The sequence below is a fragment of the Pseudomonas japonica genome, from assembly GCF_013522925.1.
Taxonomy (GTDB): domain Bacteria; phylum Pseudomonadota; class Gammaproteobacteria; order Pseudomonadales; family Pseudomonadaceae; genus Aquipseudomonas; species Aquipseudomonas japonica_A.
Genome location: NZ_JAAMQU010000007.1, coordinates 243,129 through 260,217, shown reverse-complemented (window position 1 = coordinate 260,217; position 17,089 = coordinate 243,129). Strand labels below are relative to the sequence as shown.

Here is a 17,089-nt window from a genome sequence, read left to right as displayed (position 1 = left end):
ACTGACTGCCGCCCGTTGCGTTAGTTGCGCGCCGCGCTTACGCCGAACAACTCGCGCACGGCCAGTGCATATTCGCGGCTACCTACGCCCATGCTGTTGTTGTGCGTGCCGCCTGGAACCAGCAGCAAGCGCTTGGGCGCCACGGCGGCGGCGAACAGGGCCTGGCTGAAGCGATCCGGTACATATTTGTCGTCGGTGCCGTGAACGATCAGCACCGGCATGCCGATGTTGGCGATCTTGTCGACCGAATCGAATTTCTCCGAAAGGATCCAGCGAATCGGCAGCGAGGTGTCGATCACCGCTTTCGCCGCGTCCGCCATGTTGGTGAAGGTGGATTCCACGATCAGCCCTGACGCCGCTGGCGCTTCCCCCTCGCCGATTCGCTCTGCCAGCTCCACGGCGATTGCACCGCCGAGTGAATGGCCATAGATGAAGCGTTTGCCCGGGTCGGGCTGAAGGGTCACCAGGCGACTCCAGGCGGCCTGAGCGTCTTCATACACGCTGCGCTCGGAGGGCAGCGTGCCGGGGCTTTCGCCGAAGCCGCGATAGTCAATGGCGAGCACCGAGAAACCCATCTCCCGAAGCTGGCCGATGCGGCGCAGCTGTGCGGTGAGGTTCCAGCGCGTGCCGTGCAGGTAGAGCGCGGCGGGCGCACCCGGCGTTGCCGCCGGCCACCACCACGCGTGCAGGTATTGGCGGTCGCTTGCCAGGTCGGCCGCTACCGGGATGTTCATCTCCACCATGCCCTTGGGCACGCCGCTGAACCAGCTGGCCGGCCCGGGCTCGATGTTGAAGATAAGCTCGCGCTCCTTGTAGGCCAGGCGTGAGCATCCGTAGGGCGTGCCTACCGCGATGCACAGGGCAAGGAACGAGAGGGCCAGCCAGCGGCGGCGCTTTCCAGCAGGGGTCGATGCCATATGCCTGTGCCTTGAAAAGCCAAAGGTGCTGGCGTTAGGACTGTTCCACACGCCCTGGGTTGCACCCTCCAGGCGGGCGGCGTCATGAGCGCGCTTCGCTGGCCGTGCGGGCCTGCAAGGCAAGGTCGAGCAGCTCCAGTTCGTAGCGATAGCGGTCCGTGAGCAGGCGCAGCGCAAGGCTTCCCGCCGCCAGCCCTACCAGTAGCGCCGACACGATCGTGAGCCCGAGCATGAGCGGGGACTGCGTCAGCCCCTGGGTCAGCGCCGCGCGTATGAAGTCGAACCCGCCCAACGCCTGCAGGGCGGCGAAGCCTGTGGCGATGAGGGTGAACACCGCTACCTTTTCGCCGACAACGATGGCTGCACGGCGTTCGAGCCGGGCGATCTTCTGGGCCAGCAGCAGCTGTGCCTGCTCCAGTTGGGGGGTGGTGTGGCCCAGCAAGGTCTGAACGTATTTGGCCTGGATGTCGAAGTCGCTGAGCATCTGGACCAGCGTATCGCTACGCCAGAACCGTAGCGATACGGCCGCAGCCACTATGGGGAAGCACAACGCCAACAGTATCAGCACCATGCTGGTCAGCCCGGTGAACACGCCAATGAACCGCAGCACGCCGCCCAGCGGCTGCCCCAGCCAGGCCCATGCGGCGATGGCCAGAGTGATCAGGAATATCGCGATGCCCGCCCGCAGGCACCCTTTCGCGATGCGCTCGAGCAAGGCCACGAACGGCCGTTGCGGGTAGGGGCGATGAGCCCTGCATGTATTGAGAAAGCCAAGGATCGCTCTGACCTGCGGTAACAACATGGGCCACTGCCTGCTGAAGAAAAGGAACGTTTTTTTACCATCGGCGCCGGGGAGGGGACAGGGCGCCAGAGGTGTTTGGGAAATGTCCTACAGGAGTTTTCCTCTCTACACCGGATCAGGGAAAGATCCAGGAATTTAAGAGGGAGTTACCCGCGTGGGAAGCGGCTGGGGGCGATCAGCCTGGTGAAGCTCGCGAAAAGATGATCAGCGAGACGGTGTACCTATATACCGTTTGCGCATGACCAATAAGCCGTACAAACGCGCTCACGACACGCTGATTGCAAGGAGAGCATCCATGACTATTGGTTCAAGCTTCGATCACCCCGCACATCTTGGAGGGCACGCGCCTGAGCCAGACTCCTGGGCCGCCCGCTATCCAAATCCCCCAGACCTTTGTTTCGACTACCGTAGGTTATTGGAGCAGCCCGGGGGGATTGGGACGGCTGCTGACCTTCAGCGACGCATAGCAATTATTGGCGGCGGAATAGCAGGACTTTGTGCTGCGCGTGAGTTGGTTCGGATGGGGTTCGAACGTGTCACCCTGATTGAACAATCCACCCGCTTGGGCGGACGCCATTTGACCCTCGTTGATAAAGACGGCGGCTCGCCATTCGAGATGGGGGCTATGCGTATGCCCTTCTTTAATTTAACTGGTGAACCGGTGAAGGACGGGCGATCGCTCATGGCTTATTACGCCGGTCTTTTTGACCTGAAGTCTTCAAACTTCCCTAACCCTGGGACACCATGGGTAACACAGACCGGAATCTACCTGCGTGATGGCTGCCTTGAGGGATCTGTTCCGAAGATGCTGCTCTGGGACAACCCGACGGGAGATGTACCGCCGCCTACGGATACCTTGTATAGGGTCCATGAAAAGTGGCTTCGCTTTGCCAAGCGGATCTGCAACGTCGTTGCTCGGTACTTCGGTACTTCGAAGTGGGAAAGCTTTTGGGCAGCAATGGTTGATCGTTACGCTTCCCTTTCTTTTCGTGAACTGGTGTTACTTGATCCGACGCCTGAAAAGGGGACTATCCCGGCTGATTTTGGTGGTTTAGGCATGAGTCGAGAAGAGTCCAGAATCTTCTATTCAATCGGCATCGGAGACGGTAGCTGGGGGGCTTTCTACGACGTGTGTTGTCTGTACCCGATCCGTACGGCGATTTTTGGGTTCAGCAGCAATCTTCAGTTGGTACATGGCCGCGTGGATTCAAGTGAACACCCGCTACCTGCTCCACCTGATTCAGTACATCCAGCCGACTCGCGAGGAATGGCTTTTGATCCTCCAGCATGGCTGGGTATAGCGGCGCTAGATGACGCCATGATGTACCTACCCATTCCTGAAAAAAACGAATCGCTTTACCAGCATCTCAAAACCAGGCCCGACGGCCTTTATATGTGTACAAGCGTAACCGGCATCCGTCGCCAGCTCCAAGGCTCGGTCGAGGTGGCAATGGAGATGCCGGACGGTAGCACCTCACTAGAGTTCGACGAAGTCGTTGTAACCATTCCGTCCTGGGTTTTGGAAACGCAGGTGCGGGTGGAAGGTTTCGACGCCGACGTTCTTCCGTTCGAATTCATCGACGCTTGTAAGCAAGCGCATTGGGAAAGCAGTTGTAAAGTGTATTTGCCGCTCGACAAATCCTTCTTGACAGAGGGGCAGGCCATTCCGCAGATCATGGTGACGGACAGCTTTATTCATGATGTTTACGCCTACCAGTACGGGCCTGGGTATGAAACCGATTGTCTGCTGCTTAGCTACACATGGGAAGACGACGCTAATAAGCTGATGGCATTCAGTGATGTGGATCTGGTCGAGCGATGTTTAGCCGAGCTGGACCGAATCCTTATTAGGTGTACAAACATCGGAAAACCAGTGTCCCCCTATGTGGATGTATCCAAAGCGCGCGTGCAGCGATGGCTGAACGATCCTAGTTCACATGGGTGCGCAAGACTGTACCGCCCCGGAACCTATGGCGATGTCATACGGCTAATGGCCTTCAACCGCAACCATTCTGGCAAAGCACATCTTTATTTCGCAGGGGAGGGCTATAGCGCGGATGCCGGTTGGACCGAGCCTGCGCTTCGCGGGGCTGTTGATGCAGTGATTCATTTGGCCAGTAATACCGGTGCCGCTTTTGAGGGGGGCTTCTCCTTAGAAAGGTATCCCCGGTACTACGAACCCCAGGATTAAAGGGAGCGCACTTCTTCCCAGACATTTCGCACAAGCCCTTCAGAAACCGGCGGGTTTCAAATCCTTCTGGATGCGTATCAAATGGTGATCCATCCATTCGAATAAGAGTTCCTCTCATGAACCCGCCTTCTGTCCCTGCCATCAGTCCCGTACGCGTCGCGGTAGTGCAGTTCGACCCCCAATGCGGGGTCGACAACGGCCCTTCCAACCTGGCTCAAGGCTTGGCGCTCGCCGAAAACGCAGTAGCGAACGGTGCGAACCTGATCGTGCTACCCGAGCTTTGCAATACAGGCTATGCCTTCCGTGGCCGAACCGAGGCCTATGCCCTCGCCGAGCCGGTGCCCGAGGGGCCGACCGTGCAGAGCTGGGAGGCCTTCGCGAGCAAGCACCGCGTTTATCTGGCCGCTGGGGTGGCAGAACGTGAGGGTGCCCGGCTTTACGACACGGCAGTGCTTGTCGGCCCCGAGGGGTACATAGGTAAATACCGCAAGGCGCACCTCTGGAATGCTGAAAAGCTTTGGTTCCGACCGGGGGAACTGGGCTTCCCGGTATTCGAAACGGCCATCGGCCGAATCGGCCTGATGATCTGCTGGGACGTCTGGTTTCCAGAAGTGCCCCGGCTGTTGGCCTTACAGGGCGCCGACATCATTTGCAGCCTGAACAACTGGGTGTGGACGCCGCCGCCGTTGTTGATGAAGCCGGCAAATGCATGGCCAGCTACCTCACCATGACTGCGGCGCACGCTAACAACGTATTCATTGCGGCGGCTAACCGCGTTGGTTGCGACCGGGGAGATCGTTTCCTTGGATGTTCGCTGATTGCAGGCACCAACGGATGGCCCCTTGGGCGAGTGGCCGGTGCGCAAGAGGAGACGATCCTGTACGCCGACATCGACCTCGTATCCGCCCGCAGCGCTCCGATCTGGAACAGCTTGAACGACTTGCCACGGGACCGGCGTACCGACCTTTACGATCCGATGCTGGGCTACCGGCACCACCCGATGATGCCGCGCTGAGGAGGGTGGTCATGCACGTTTCTGATAGGAAAATCGGGACTTTCGGCATTTCTCTATTCATGGTCGCCCTGATCACTGCTTCGGCGCTTAGCGTACTGGCAGGCTTGGCCCTGCTGGACACGGCCGGCGCGACTATGGCTTGGCCGGGTTACGCGCAAATGATGGCTCATCTCGACCAACCAGAGGCCAGGTGGCGCTGGGTGCTTGGGGATATGAGCGAGGTTACCTTCTATAAACACGAGTTCGCGTCGCTGGGCCTGGTAGCGGGTGGCTTTCTCGCCTGGTGGATGGGGCAGAGGGGAAATCGCTGGCAGGGCTTCCCGATCGCGTATGGCAGTGGCTGCTGGCCCTGGGTGCTGCTCAGTTCCACGCTGGGGCTACTGTTGGGCAACCTGACCTGGGGCTGGGCGCTGAATGAAGGCGTGTGGCAGCCCACGTTCGTTGCCTTCGTTTCCCTGCCGGCGGCCATTGTGTTGCTGCACGGCGCAGGCTGGCGCGTGGCACTCAGCGGCGCCTTGATGGGCGCGTGGCTGGTTACGCCGGCCAGCCTGCTGCTGGTGGCCTACGTGTGTGTGCCGCTCGGCTTGCCGGTAGTAGTGGGTAACGTGGCGGGCATGGCCGTGGCAAGCCTGGTGGCGTTCGAACTGTGCCGGCGGTGGCCGGTACTGGTATCGGCACCTGCCACGCCAGCTGCTGCCCCGCAGCTACGTGAACCACAACGGCAGGGGCTGCGCTGGGGTGTGCGACGCGTGCTCGCGGACTTTTCCGAAGCACCTTTTTACGGAAATGAATGGGCGAGCGCTGGCCTGATTGGCGGGGCACTGCTGGCTTGGTGGCTCAACCCGGCCAGCCCTTTCTACGGTGCAGGCTGGCTGCCTCAACTCGTGCTGGGCCAGGCCTTGGCATCAGCGGCTGGGGTATGGATATGGCGCCACCAATGGGCAGAGCGGGGCTGGTATCCCACCTATATCCCCCTGGTATCGCTTGTCCCGGCTTGCATCCTTGTGCTCGGCGCTGCGCCTGCGGTGATTGCCCTGAGCGCGCTCCTGGGCGCGCTATTGATGCCACCCCTGGCTGTGGCAATCAGCGGTCGCCTGCCAGCGCATGTGCATCCTTATGTCGGGAATGTACTAAGCATGGCCATCGGTGTTGTGTCCCTAGTGCCCCTGGTGGGCTGGCTGGTGAATTCATGAGTAGCTTGCCACGCCTCGCGCTCGGGGCCTTGGGCGGCACGTTGAGCATGGCGGCCCGTGAGAGCGGGGAGGGGATAGTGCCAGCGGTAGGTGCCCAGGCTTGGGCCGAACGCTTGCCCGCACTGGCCAGCCTGGCCCAGGTGCAGGCTCACACGCTGTGCCTGGTGTCCAGCCCTTCGCTGGATTTCGAGCAGGTTCAGGCGGCGCTGGCCTGGGCTCGTCAGCAGGTTGGCGCCGGTGCCGCAGGGATAGTGCTCAGCCAGGGTACCGACAATCTGGAGGAAACGGCGTACCTGCTCGGCCTGCAATGGGCCGAGCCCGTTCCGCTGGTGCTGACCGGTGCCATGCGCGGCGCGGATGACGTGGGCGCTGATGGCCCGGCCAACCTGTTGGACGCCGCCCGCGTAGCGCTCGACCCCGCCAGCATCGGCCGCGGCGCGCTGGTGGTGATGAACCGGCAGGTGCACCAGGCGGGGGACGTGCGCAAGGTCAACGCGCTGGCACTGGAGGCGTTTGCGTCGCCCAACACCGGGCCGATCGGCCATGTGATCGAAGGGCGGGTCCGCTATCGCCTCCCGCCTGCGCCATTGCCCGAGCCGCTGGTGGTGCAGCGCTTCGATCAACGCGTCGCCTTGATCGAAGCCACGTTGGGAGAGGGGCCGGAGCTGCTGCAAGGCGCCTTGCGCGCAGGTTACGCCGGTGTGGTGATCGCAGGCTTTGGCGCCGGGCATGTGCCGGCCGGGTGGGTATCCACACTGGCGCTGGCGGCGCGGCACATGCCGGTTATCGTCGCCAGCCGCACCGGTGCTGGCACCACGGCGTTCCATACCTATGGGTTCGCCGGTGGGGAGATCGACCTGCAACGGCACGGCATTCATATGGCCGGCGAGTTGTGCCCGCGCAAATGCCGCTTGTTGTTATGGTCCCTGGTCGGGGCAGGGGCCGGCGAAAGCCTGCCGGCTCGCCTTGCTGCGGGTACGCTGGCGGTTTGAGAAACTGTCGAGCGCCATTCCACAGTGAAGTGCTGCAGGAATGGCGCTTACAGCGAAAAACTTCCCATCATTTGTTTCAGCTCACTGGCCAGCCGCCCCAGGGCTTCAGTGGCAGCACGGGTGTCGGTGGCGCCGCTGGCGGTTTGCAGCGACAGGTCGCGTATCTTCGACAGCGTGTTGTCGACGTCGCGCGATACCTGCGCCTGCTGCGCGGCGGCGCTGGCGATGAACTGGTTGCGGCTGTCGATACCCGCCACCGATTCGTAGATGGTGCCCAAGGTATTGCGGGCTGTTTGCGCGCGGGCGCGAGTGCGGCCGGCCTGGGTGGCGCTGTCGCTCAACGCCTTCACAGCCAGCTCGGTACCTGCGCGAATTTCGCCCATCATCTGTTCGATTTCCCGGGTAGAGGCGCCAGTACGGTGGGCCAACCCGCGCACTTCATCGGCGACCACCGCAAAGCCTCGGCCTACTTCGCCCGCGCGGGCCGCCTCGATGGCCGCGTTGAGGGCCAGCAGGTTGGTCTGCTCTGCCACGTTTCGAATCACGTCCAGTACCTTATGAATGCTCTGCGTCTGGCTGGCAAGCTGCCTTGCCTGGGTGGCCGCGCTTTCCACTTGCCCCGCAAGTTGATCGATGTCACCCATTGCAGCGTCCAGCTGAGCTTGCCCCTGGTGCGCTGCGGTCGCCGAGTCGCGGGAAGCGTCCGACGTGGACAACGCGTTCGCCGCCACCGCTTCCACGGCACTGCTCATCTGGTTAACAGCCGTGGCGGCCTGTTCGATCTCGGTGTATTGCAGCTGCAAGTCGCTTGCGCTGCCTTGCATTACTTCGCCCATATCCCGCGCCGCGCTGTTGAGACGGTCCACGCTCTGGCCGAGCTGGCTGAGCAGCTCGTGCAACTGTTCCCGCATATGCCCCAGGGTCGCTAGCAGCTGAGCAGGTTCGTCGTTGCCCTGCACGGCGCCAGCTGCTGCTGACACTCGCAGGTCACCCGCTGCCACACCCCGGGCAACCTGAACGGCCTGGCTTAGCGGGGTGGTGATACTCACCGTGAGCCGCCAGGCCAGCAACAGCATCAGCAGCAACGCCGCTGCCGTGGCCACCGGCACGATCAACGCGCTGCGTTCGGCTTGCTTCGCCGCCTGCAGCACCGCTTCGGCGGACGTTTGCTTGTTGAGTTCCCGCAGCAGCTGCACCTGCATGTCCATCAGGCCACCTTGAAGGCTCAACGCCTCGTTGGCTTTGCTGACGCCTGTCGCCGCTTGCCCTTGGTCGATAAGCGCAATCGCGTCCTTCACTGTGGCGAGGAAGGGCACATAAGCGTCACGCAGCAATAGCACCGAATCGCGCTCGGCACCGACGTGCAGGCTATCCAGGTAATCGCTGATAGCGGGTTCCAGGGAGGTAGAGAGCTGCTCCACCGCGATACGCCGATTGACCATCTCGCCCGGGTCGTTGGCCGAACTGAGCAGTAACGCCGCTTCGGTGCGAAGCTTGCCGAGGTCCAGGGCGATGGCGTCTGCCTGGGCGATGCTCGATAACGGCCCCCGTTCTATAAGCTCGGCCTGGGCGCGGATGGCGTGAATTTCACTCAGGCAAAACACCCCCAGGCTGGCTAACAACAGCGCGCAGACGGCAAAGCCGCCAAACAGGCGCAGCCCGATACTGACCTTGCGGAGAAACAGGCGACGTGGAGCAGTGAAGTTACGACGGAATCTGAACACGGCGTGCGGCCTTGAGCGCAAAAAGACTACGCCTTGTAACAGCCCAAGATGATGGCTTTATGACAGCGATCGCCAGCTGGCTTTTGCGGGTTGACAGCCGCTTCAATATCCGTAGAATGCCGCGCCACAGCAGGCACATAGCTCAGTTGGTTAGAGCACCACCTTGACATGGTGGGGGTCGTTGGTTCGAGTCCAATTGTGCCTACCAGCTTCCAGCTCCGGTTATCGGGGCACATGAAGGGCGATCCGAAAGGGTCGCCCTTTTTTGTTTGCTTTTCGGCGATGGCGCACTCTGCTTTTCTGCAATTGGTACAGCTCAGCTGTTTGGTCATATCCTGATACGCTACTGGCGAGCAGAGCGATTGCCCCTTCGGTGCTAGGTGCACATAATTCAGCTCAACGCCCATTAGGCACCCGTGTCTAACTAATAGACCTGGCTAGTCGGCTGAGAAGCACCGCTGATAGGGAAGCACCATGTCAAAGAACACTGTGGTGTCCTTCGCCAAGAAAAAGGCGGAGGCTCAGTTCGAGGCCGAGTTCCTCGACCTGCTTGATCATGATATTCGCAGTCTGCCGCAAAGCATCCAGCCCGTTCCTACAGGGCTGGTCGCACGTATTCGAGCTTTGCGGCAACAGGCAGACGATAACCGTCGCCGCGACCCTCTGGAGGGTTGACGTGTGGCGCAAGAGATTCTGAACAGAGTGAACGGGTGGGCATTGTATGCTCACCCGTTTTTCATTCGACGACTGGAAGCGTTGACGTCGGACGTTGAGCGGGCAGCGGTGAAGGAGCCCCAAAGGTTTCATCAACACCCTTCCTACAAGCTGTTGGACGCCGTCGCCGAGAATATTTTGATCAAGGTGCCTGCCGATCCTACTAGTCCTGCGTATCGCCAAGGAAACACACTTGGAAGAACGAACAGGCACTGGTTCAGAGTAAAAAAGCAGGGAATGGCACCGCGCTATCGACTGTTCTTTCAGTTTCGAGCGTATGGCCCGCAGGCAATCATCTACGCATGGCTGAATGATGATAGTACCCCTCGGAAAGAGGGTGATAAACGAGATGCCTATGCTGCATTTGCCTCTTTGCTGCGTAGTCAAAAAGTGGCCAGCAGCTTCAATGATCTACTCGCACAGTCCACGCCATATGAAGCTTGCTCGCAAAAACTGGAAGCAGAAGATCAGTTGCCGTGATTCCAGGGAAGCCGTCCTTGCGGCTTCCGGCGATCAAGATGCCGACGGTTGAAGTGTTTCTCCTAGTGAGGGCAGCTTATCCTTCGTCATGTGAAGCACATAAAGTCGATCTCAAAGGGTCGCCGTGAAACGCCGCCCTTTTTTGTTTCCCTGTCGCCTGCGAAATGTCGTGATAGCCGAAGCGGCCTGAGCCAGTATCCTTGGGTACCGTCTATTGCTTAAGGATGTTTTGCCGTGACCCTTCATATTCGTGATGCCACACGAAGCGATGCCGCTGTGATCCTCGGGTACATCACCGAGCTTGCGATCTACGAAAACGCCGAACACGAGGTCCAGGCGAAGCTGGCTGACATTGAGCGCAGCCTGTTCGACGAGCCCTCGCCCGCGAAGGCTTTGATCTGCGAAGTGGATGGCCAGCCGGTGGGCTTTGCCGTGTATTTCCTCAGTTATTCCACCTGGCAGGGCCGCAAGGGCCTGTACCTGGAAGACCTGTTCGTGTCGCCACAGCACCGTGGTATCGGGGCAGGCAAAGCGCTGCTGCGCCACCTGGCGAAGATCGCCCATGACACCGGCTGCGGCCGCATGGACTGGAGCGTGCTGGACTGGAACCAGCCGGCGATCGACTTCTACACCTCCATCGGCGCCAAGGCCCACGAAGAGTGGGTACGTTATCGGCTGGAAGGGGAAGGGTTGGAGAAGTTTGCCCTGGGGCGCGATTAAAGCAAACCGCCGGAAGCGAACGCCAGGCCCCGCGGGCACCATCGCTTCCGGCTTGCATCAACTTCTCAGAATGATGTGGTCACACTGGCGTATACCGCCTGGCCATGTTGGTTGTAAGTGGCCGCACCTGCGGAGTTGGAGTTCCCTTCGCGGTACAGCTTCTTGTCCAGCAGGTTGTTCACGCCGCCGCCCAACCGCACGTTCTTGGTGAGCTGGTAGCTGAGGTTGACGTTCACCAGGCTGTAAGCGCCCACTTCGTCCGTGACTACGCCGGCGGCGTCTACCTTGGTGGTGCCACTGGTGGGCGGCTTCTGGCGACCGAAGCTGGTCACGCTCAGTTGTGTCGACAGCTTCTCGGTTGCCTGCCAGTCCAGCATCGAGTTAACCGTATAGCGCGGGATCATCGACAGCACGTTGCCGGTATCCAGGTCCTTGTTTTCCAGCATATAGGTGGCGTTGGTGGTCCAGGTCACGCTGTCCGACATCGGCACCGTGAGGTTGGCTTCCAGGCCTTGGGTCACCGCCTTTTTGGCATTTTCCCATTTTAGGATCATGTTGCCTCCGGAGGAGTAGCCGACCACGTCGGTGCCTGCTACCACTTTGTTCCGGTAGTCATTGCGGAAGAACGTCAGCCCCGCGATGTAACCGTCCCGCTTGAACTCGATCCCCAGTTCCTTGTTTACGCTGGTCTCGGCCTTCAAATCGGCATTGCCCAGGATGTAGCAACTGCCGGTACTGCCTATGGGGCAACCGTTGCCCGAACTCAGCAAGAGGTAATTGGGGTTCAGCTGATAGAGGTTGGGTGCCTTGAACGCCCGGGCAATGCCGGCCTTTATGGTGAAGTCATCGTTAAGGCGCTGGGACAGGTTGAAGCTGGGCGACCAGTTCACGCCAAATTCGCTGTGCTGGTCCATGCGCAACCCGGGGGTGAGCACGGTTCCCTCCCAGGGTTCGATGTTGTCTTCGGTGAACAGCGAACCAATGGTTGCCCCTGTTGCGCTGCTGCGGGTGCCGGATGCGACCCCTGCAATGGAATCCGCAGCGGTGGAACCGCTCCAGTAGCTGCCCGAAGACATCGCTTGGCTGGTGGAGGCGGGGTCGTCCAGCTCCTGGCGGTTCCACTCGCCGCCCACCGTCAGCGTCTGGTCCACGCGCGTGGCGAGCGGCAGGTTGAATTCGCCATGCGCCAGGTAGCTCTTCAGGTCGCTGGTGGAGAAGTCGGTCGAATCGATCGTGCCTTCCACGCCCCCGGTGAGGCCCTCGTCGAGGCGGCGGTTACGAGTATGTTCGTATTGAAGGAAGAACTTGCTGGTGCCGAAGTCCCAGTCACCGTTATGGGTGACCGCGAAATTCTGCCTGTACAGCTTGTTGGTTTCCCGGCCAACCCAAGGGCTTGCACTGGAAGCCTTGGGGTTGGTTTGCAAGTCGTAGTTGTACTGGGTGTCGCCGGCGTAAATGTTGCCCTGGCGGCTGAAGCCGGCGTCGAAATCGAGGCTTTGTCGGTTGTCCAGTTTCCAGCTCAGGCGGCCGTTGAAGTCAGCATTGCGAACGCCTTCGGCACCTGCGGCCGCGGCTTCCCCGTCGGCCTCGTGGCCTTTGTTGATGTCGCTGCTGTCGCGGTCCGTCTTGCTCATGTTGCCGTACACGCGGTACGTGAGGTTTTCTGTAAGCGGCCCGCTCAACCCGAAGTTTGCGCGCTTGGTCGCGCCTTCGTCGCTGTCTTTGGGAATGTCGGTATACACCGTGAAGGTCCCGTGGGTTTCCTTCGTAGGCTGGCGGGTAATGATGTTGACCACACCGCCTGCGGCGCCATTGCCGTAGCGGGCGGCGGCAGGGCCGCGGATCACTTCGATACGTTCTACCTGTTCCGCGGGCACCCAGTTGGTATCGCCACGGGTATCCCGGTCGCCTGTCCGGCCATAACGAATCGAGTTGCGAGACGTGACCGGCAGGCCGTCCACCAGGATCAGCGTGTTCTCCGGGCCCATGCCTCGAATGTCGATCTGGCGATTATTGCCGCGCACGCCGCTGGCACTGTTACCTGTCAGGTTGACGCCTGGCATTTTGCGGATGATGTCGGAAAGGTCATTGACCGGCGGTGCTTTGCGGATGTCCTCGGCGGTAATCACCGACACACCTGGTGCTTGCTTCAGTTCCTGCTCGGCGGTAACGAGGGTTTCGTCCAGCATCACAGCAGGCGCGGATTGCGCAGGTGATGGGGTAGCAGGTGATGGATTAGTGGCGTCCGCGGCAATCACGGCAGTGGAGAAAGAGGCTGCGATAACAGCCAAAGCGACAGGGCGCTTGGGTGGAAGCAGAAGCACGATGGGGTTCCCGAATACTGATATCGCCGAGTGCGTCGGCGCGCCCGGGCGCTCTACAGCGCCGTCTGGGCGGTGATGATAATTACTCGTATTCGGAGTTAAATCTTATTTACATATTTTACAGCGAGTGTCGATTTGTACGCTCTGGTAACGTTTTTGGTACCAGGGCGCCCGCGTCAGCGAGCAGCACCTGAGGTGATGCGCTGCAGCACCGCGTCATGCCCTGCGCGGTCCGCTTCTCTTGAAATGACCTGCACGATCGCCATGCGTGGCCCAGCACCCGCCATGAAGTAGGTGGTAAGGGTTTTACCGCCGCCAATCGTGGCCGTGGCGTCGATCTGCTGGGCGGCGAGGCCGTTCAGGCTCACCCGCTTGTCGCCGGTCTGATGGAAGTCGGGCAGGCCCTGGGCTTGTCGGCTAATGAAACCTTGGCTGGCACTGGCCAGAAAAGCATCGTTCTCCGCTTTGCTGGCATCAAGGGCGTTCTGAAGCGGCATCTCCGTCACCACCACGATGCGTTTTTGCGCTTCGTTCATGTAGAGCGTGCCCTCAGCCCCGGCCGTTCCGTTGCTGGCGTCCCCCGGAGGCAACGCGGCGCTTTCATAGCCCGACGGCAGGCTGAAACGCAGCTTGCCCGCCAGAAGGGAGATGGAGGTTGCAGCGCTGGCAGCAGACGGCGCGGTGGCGGCTTTCGAGCCTTGCTGGGCCGACCAGGCGGGGGCGTTGAGGGCACAAAGCGCAATCAGGCCGAGGGACCAGGCGAGGGAGCGGGGTAGGGACATTACAGCCTCCGAAGGATTCAGGCGGGCAATTCTCCTATAACTTCGCCACCCGCGACGGACTATTTCAAGTCACCAAAAGCCCATCGTGCTCCAATAATCAGCGTGCTGTTATTTTGGGCCGTTCGTCCTGCGGCACGGGCCCTCTTGAACTGGCCGGTCGCTGGCTGGTTCCACATTTATAGCCGCCGCCGGTCCCTTGAGGGTATGTGCCGTTACATCGCCCCCTCAACCTGCGGCCGAGGCCCAGCCTACGCGGCAGGCCAAGGGCTGTCGCCCAAGACGTACGGGCATGATCAGTTCGCTTTACTTTGCCGCATGGAGAGCAGTCACCCATGACCACACACATTGTGCATTTCACTTCATCGATCAATTCCACCTCCACAGGAGAGTTGATCGAGAAGTGTTCGCTGGCGGTGCAGAAAGGCGCTTCCGACATCGTGATCAAGATCGCAACCATGGGCGGCGAGTGCAGCTATGGCTTTTCGCTGTACAACTTCCTCATCGCATTACCCATCCCTGTGCACACCCATAACCTGGGCACGGTGGAATCCATGGGCAATATCATTTTTCTCGCAGGCGAGCGGCGCACGGCCTGCAAGCACAGCAAGTTCCTGTTCCACCCGTTCCACTGGAACCTGCACGGCTCGGTGGACCATGCGCGGATGTCCGAGTACGCCATGAGCCTGGATTATGACCTCGAGCTTTATTCACGCATCGTTGACGAGCGCACCTATGGCGCCAGCGTTCCGCTTGATGTTTCGAGCTGCCTGATCGCCGCTCCCCGCATTCTCAATGCCGAGGAAGCCTTGGGTGCGGGCGTGGTCCACGCCGTCGACGAACTGCCCATGCCGGCGGACGCTGTGTGCTATAGCGTGCACGGCTGACTGGCATCGGCCTGCAAGCGAAGCCTTCAGGCTGCTTCGGTGATATTTACCAACCCCGGAAACGAAGACGGCTCCCACTGAGGGGAGCCGTTTCTTTTATAACTGCCTTTTCCTTTGCCTGGGCGTTCTTGCCTGGACCTGAACAGTGGTTGGGCAACAATGCTCTTGGCCTTGTTGGGCCGTTTCTTGGGGGTTGCCATCGGGCATTCTCCTGGCGGTTGCTGATACGCGGTGGTAAGGGCTGGGTAGGGCCCTTGGCGGAGTCGATTTTAGCAAGATACCGGAAGCATCGGCCATCATTCCGGCCGATGCCGATCATCACCGAGTAACGCGGGCCAGCGGGGGTACGCCAGCCGCCGAGCTTGCGAGCCTAGGGAGCGAGCCCGTCAAACAGCATCTGCGTCATCTGCCTTACACGTTTGGCATGGGCTGTGAGGTCAGGGGTGTCCTCCTGAACCAGGCGCATGAACAGCAGGGTGCTGTAGTCATTGAGAAACCACGCCAGATAGTCTGCATCGAGCCGAGCGTTGAGCAACTGGCGGGCCTGCAAATCACGCAGCAGCCGGCCTATTTCTTCCACCAGCCTCGCGTTCAGTGGCAATACGGTTTCCGGGCGGGCGGCCAATAGCCCAAGGGGCAACAACTCGCGCCAGATGGTGGGAGGAAGGACCTTGAGTTCGTGTCGCACGATCAAGGCCTCGAGATGGCACATGGCGTCCACCGCGTTATCGAAGTCCGGCAGGCTCAACCGGGCATCGCTTACCGCCACCTGGTTGGCCTGCTCCACCACGGCCAGCAGGATCTCCTGCTTGCTCCCGAAGTAATTGAACACGGTGGGGGTAGAAACCCCCGTGCGGGTGGCTATCTGTTCCACGGTGGTGGCAGCGAAGCCTTGATCCTCGAACAGTGCCAGCGCGGCGGCAAGGATGGCCTGCCGGCGTTGTTCCTTCTGTCGTTCCCGTAACCCACTCATTCCCATTGGCTCTGCTGGTGGCCGAGTGGCGATTCTAAAACAAGTGATAGCTCGATCAAACTTTTTATTTGACTATAAAGTTTTATGACGATAAAAAGTATGCACGCCAACCCAGAGAAGCTTTCATGACTTCTGATCTCAACCAGGCCTTGCGCGGCGCCTATGCCGCCGCTGGCAGCGAGCCACACCTTTCCTTGATGCAAGGCTTTCCGCCCGCGCCGGCGGACCTGGTCACGTGGGGCAATTTCATGCGCCCGCCCTATAACCGTTGGGCGTTCCACAACCTGGGGCGCCTGCGGCCAACCATCAGCGTGGAGCGGGGCACAGGTGTTCCCGCCCCGTTGGATGCCAGCACGCCGCACCTCGAAAGCTTCGAATTCCTTGGCGCTCACGGGGAGGCCGTGAGCCTTGCCGCGCACCTGCAAGCGAGTGCCACAGACGGTTGGCTGGTGATGAAAGACGGCGCGGTGGTTCAGGAGCGCTACTTCAACGGTCACCAGCCACTCAAGCGGCACATCATGTTTTCGGTGACCAAGTCCCTGGTGGGCATGCTGGCGCAGGGGATGGTGCATTCGGGCGAGCTCAATGAGCAGGCCTTGGCTGCTGACTATGTGGGAGAGCTGGCAGGCAGCGCCTTCGGTGATGCCACGGTACGGCAGTTGCTCGACATGGCGGTTGCCATCGACTACGAGGAAATCTACGACGACCCTACTTCGGGTAGCTCGCAGTTCGGCTACGCCTGCGGGCTTACCCTGCCACCCGCGCAGGTGACGGCGACCTACGCCTCGCTCTATGAATACCTTCCCGCCACGCGCAAGAAGGGCGAACACGGTGGCTTCTTCCACTACGTGACGGCCACTACCGAAGCCTTGGCCTGGGTGATGGAACGCGCAAGCGGTCGCAGCTGTGCGCAGCAGCTGGCGGATACGTGGCAGGGGCTTGGCTGTGAGCGCGACGGCTTTTTCGTGGCCGACCCCTGGGGGCGAAATGTCGCCGGAGCAGGGTTCAACGCTACTTTGCGCGACATGGCGCGGTATGGGTCGATGTTGCTCAAGCGAGGCGCCGCCAACGGCAGGCAGTTGCTACCCGCAGCGGTGATTGACTCGGTGCTGGCAGGCGGCGACCCCGCTGTATATGCGAGCAACGAGGTGTTTTCCTCCTGGAGCCCCGGCGCGACGTACCGCAGCCAGTGGTACGTGTACCCCGGCGAGGCATTGCTGGCCGTGGGCATTCATGGGCAGTACCTGTATGTCGACTTCCAGCGCCAGGTAGTGATCGTGAAGCAGTCGTCGTTGCCCGTGGCCGAAAGCGTACTGGACATCGATACGCTGCGCCTGATCAGAGCATTGGCTGTAGCCCTTTGACGTAGCCGGCGCGC

Annotated in this window: 15 protein-coding genes, 1 tRNA gene and 1 pseudogene; 10 read left to right on the top strand and 7 right to left on the bottom strand. The window is 60.7% G+C overall.

Translation table 11 applies throughout. The annotated features are described in order from the left end of the window. Positions 1 to 20: 20 nt before the first annotated feature. On the bottom strand, positions 21 to 917 hold the full coding sequence (locus G7016_RS13710) for an alpha/beta hydrolase (RefSeq protein WP_181115072.1): 897 nt from the start codon (positions 915 to 917) through the stop codon (positions 21 to 23). Between the two features lie 82 nt (positions 918 to 999). Next, positions 1,000 to 1,719, bottom strand: coding sequence for a hypothetical protein (locus G7016_RS13705; RefSeq protein WP_181115070.1), 720 nt, complete (start codon positions 1,717 to 1,719; stop codon positions 1,000 to 1,002). A gap of 295 nt (positions 1,720 to 2,014) precedes the next feature. Here G7016_RS13705 and G7016_RS13700 point away from each other — a divergent pair, with 295 nt between their 5' ends. The 4 genes and pseudogenes from G7016_RS13700 to G7016_RS13685 all read left to right on the top strand — a co-directional run bounded on the left by G7016_RS13700 (position 2,015) and on the right by G7016_RS13685 (position 7,110). Continuing rightward, positions 2,015 to 3,910, top strand: a complete 1,896-nt coding sequence (locus tag G7016_RS13700) for a flavin monoamine oxidase family protein (protein ID WP_181115068.1) — start codon at positions 2,015 to 2,017, stop codon at positions 3,908 to 3,910. 116 nt (positions 3,911 to 4,026) lie between these two features. Further along, a pseudogene (locus G7016_RS13695) lies at positions 4,027 to 4,925 on the top strand (nitrilase family protein). An 11-nt stretch (positions 4,926 to 4,936) separates the two neighbouring features. Continuing rightward, positions 4,937 to 6,118 carry a hypothetical protein gene (locus G7016_RS13690; protein WP_181115066.1) on the top strand — a complete coding sequence of 394 codons (1,182 nt, stop codon included), beginning with the start codon at positions 4,937 to 4,939 and terminating at the stop codon, positions 6,116 to 6,118. After that, on the top strand, positions 6,115 to 7,110 hold the full coding sequence (locus G7016_RS13685; RefSeq protein ID WP_181115064.1) for an asparaginase: 996 nt from the start codon (positions 6,115 to 6,117) through the stop codon (positions 7,108 to 7,110). The genes G7016_RS13690 and G7016_RS13685 overlap by 4 nt, the downstream gene beginning before the upstream one ends. A gap of 47 nt (positions 7,111 to 7,157) precedes the next feature. Here G7016_RS13685 and G7016_RS13680 read toward each other — a convergent pair whose 3' ends face one another. After that, complete coding sequence (locus G7016_RS13680; protein WP_308812169.1) at positions 7,158 to 8,834, bottom strand: methyl-accepting chemotaxis protein; 1,677 nt, start codon at positions 8,832 to 8,834, stop codon at positions 7,158 to 7,160. Between the two features lie 131 nt (positions 8,835 to 8,965). Between G7016_RS13680 and G7016_RS13675 the strand changes: the two genes are divergently transcribed. From G7016_RS13675 to G7016_RS13660, 4 genes are all read left to right on the top strand, one after another. Continuing rightward, positions 8,966 to 9,042 (top strand) — tRNA-Val (locus tag G7016_RS13675). 266 nt (positions 9,043 to 9,308) lie between these two features. Continuing rightward, positions 9,309 to 9,509: a hypothetical protein gene (locus tag G7016_RS13670; protein WP_181115061.1), complete on the top strand. Its 201-nt coding sequence runs from the start codon at positions 9,309 to 9,311 to the stop codon at positions 9,507 to 9,509. A 3-nt stretch (positions 9,510 to 9,512) separates the two neighbouring features. After that, positions 9,513 to 10,028 carry a type II toxin-antitoxin system YhaV family toxin gene (locus G7016_RS13665; RefSeq protein WP_181115059.1) on the top strand — a complete coding sequence of 172 codons (516 nt, stop codon included), beginning with the start codon at positions 9,513 to 9,515 and terminating at the stop codon, positions 10,026 to 10,028. A 234-nt stretch (positions 10,029 to 10,262) separates the two neighbouring features. After that, positions 10,263 to 10,748: a GNAT family N-acetyltransferase gene (locus tag G7016_RS13660; protein WP_181115057.1), complete on the top strand. Its 486-nt coding sequence runs from the start codon at positions 10,263 to 10,265 to the stop codon at positions 10,746 to 10,748. 65 nt (positions 10,749 to 10,813) lie between these two features. Here G7016_RS13660 and G7016_RS13655 read toward each other — a convergent pair whose 3' ends face one another. Beyond that, entirely contained in the window at positions 10,814 to 13,066 is a 2,253-nt protein-coding gene (locus G7016_RS13655; RefSeq protein WP_258195190.1) for a TonB-dependent siderophore receptor, read from the bottom strand. Between the two features lie 182 nt (positions 13,067 to 13,248). Then, positions 13,249 to 13,854 (bottom strand): hypothetical protein, encoded by a 606-nt coding sequence (locus G7016_RS13650; RefSeq protein ID WP_181115055.1) that lies wholly within the window; start codon positions 13,852 to 13,854, stop codon positions 13,249 to 13,251. Between the two features lie 332 nt (positions 13,855 to 14,186). On the opposite strand from G7016_RS13650, the gene G7016_RS13645 reads away from it, so the two are divergent. Further along, positions 14,187 to 14,738 carry an ATP-dependent Clp protease proteolytic subunit gene (locus G7016_RS13645; RefSeq protein WP_181115053.1) on the top strand — a complete coding sequence of 184 codons (552 nt, stop codon included), beginning with the start codon at positions 14,187 to 14,189 and terminating at the stop codon, positions 14,736 to 14,738. 26 nt (positions 14,739 to 14,764) lie between these two features. Here G7016_RS13645 and arfA read toward each other — a convergent pair whose 3' ends face one another. Further along, on the bottom strand, positions 14,765 to 14,938 hold the full coding sequence (gene arfA, locus G7016_RS13640; protein ID WP_181115052.1) for an alternative ribosome rescue factor ArfA: 174 nt from the start codon (positions 14,936 to 14,938) through the stop codon (positions 14,765 to 14,767). Positions 14,939 to 15,108: 170 nt separating this feature from the next. Then, complete coding sequence (locus G7016_RS13635) at positions 15,109 to 15,711, bottom strand: TetR/AcrR family transcriptional regulator (RefSeq protein WP_181115050.1); 603 nt, start codon at positions 15,709 to 15,711, stop codon at positions 15,109 to 15,111. 125 nt (positions 15,712 to 15,836) lie between these two features. On the opposite strand from G7016_RS13635, the gene G7016_RS13630 reads away from it, so the two are divergent. Continuing rightward, on the top strand, positions 15,837 to 17,075 hold the full coding sequence (locus G7016_RS13630; RefSeq protein WP_181115048.1) for a serine hydrolase domain-containing protein: 1,239 nt from the start codon (positions 15,837 to 15,839) through the stop codon (positions 17,073 to 17,075). Positions 17,076 to 17,089: the final 14 nt, after the last annotated feature.

What these genes read in the sequence shown, in the direction of transcription:
- G7016_RS13690 (WP_181115066.1), top strand. Translation starts at nt 4,937, where the DNA reads ATGCACGTTTCTGATAGGAAAATCGGGACTTTCGGCATTTCTCTATTC.
- G7016_RS13650 (WP_181115055.1), bottom strand. Translation starts at nt 13,854, where the DNA reads ATGTCCCTACCCCGCTCCCTCGCCTGGTCCCTCGGCCTGATTGCGCTT.
- G7016_RS13630 (WP_181115048.1), top strand. Translation starts at nt 15,837, where the DNA reads ATGACTTCTGATCTCAACCAGGCCTTGCGCGGCGCCTATGCCGCCGCT.
- G7016_RS13635 (WP_181115050.1), bottom strand. Translation starts at nt 15,711, where the DNA reads ATGAGTGGGTTACGGGAACGACAGAAGGAACAACGCCGGCAGGCCATC.
- G7016_RS13705 (WP_181115070.1), bottom strand. Translation starts at nt 1,719, where the DNA reads ATGTTGTTACCGCAGGTCAGAGCGATCCTTGGCTTTCTCAATACATGC.
- G7016_RS13685 (WP_181115064.1), top strand. Translation starts at nt 6,115, where the DNA reads ATGAGTAGCTTGCCACGCCTCGCGCTCGGGGCCTTGGGCGGCACGTTG.
- G7016_RS13670 (WP_181115061.1), top strand. Translation starts at nt 9,309, where the DNA reads ATGTCAAAGAACACTGTGGTGTCCTTCGCCAAGAAAAAGGCGGAGGCT.
- arfA (WP_181115052.1), bottom strand. Translation starts at nt 14,938, where the DNA reads ATGGCAACCCCCAAGAAACGGCCCAACAAGGCCAAGAGCATTGTTGCC.
- G7016_RS13645 (WP_181115053.1), top strand. Translation starts at nt 14,187, where the DNA reads ATGACCACACACATTGTGCATTTCACTTCATCGATCAATTCCACCTCC.
- G7016_RS13700 (WP_181115068.1), top strand. Translation starts at nt 2,015, where the DNA reads ATGACTATTGGTTCAAGCTTCGATCACCCCGCACATCTTGGAGGGCAC.
- G7016_RS13710 (WP_181115072.1), bottom strand. Translation starts at nt 917, where the DNA reads ATGGCATCGACCCCTGCTGGAAAGCGCCGCCGCTGGCTGGCCCTCTCG.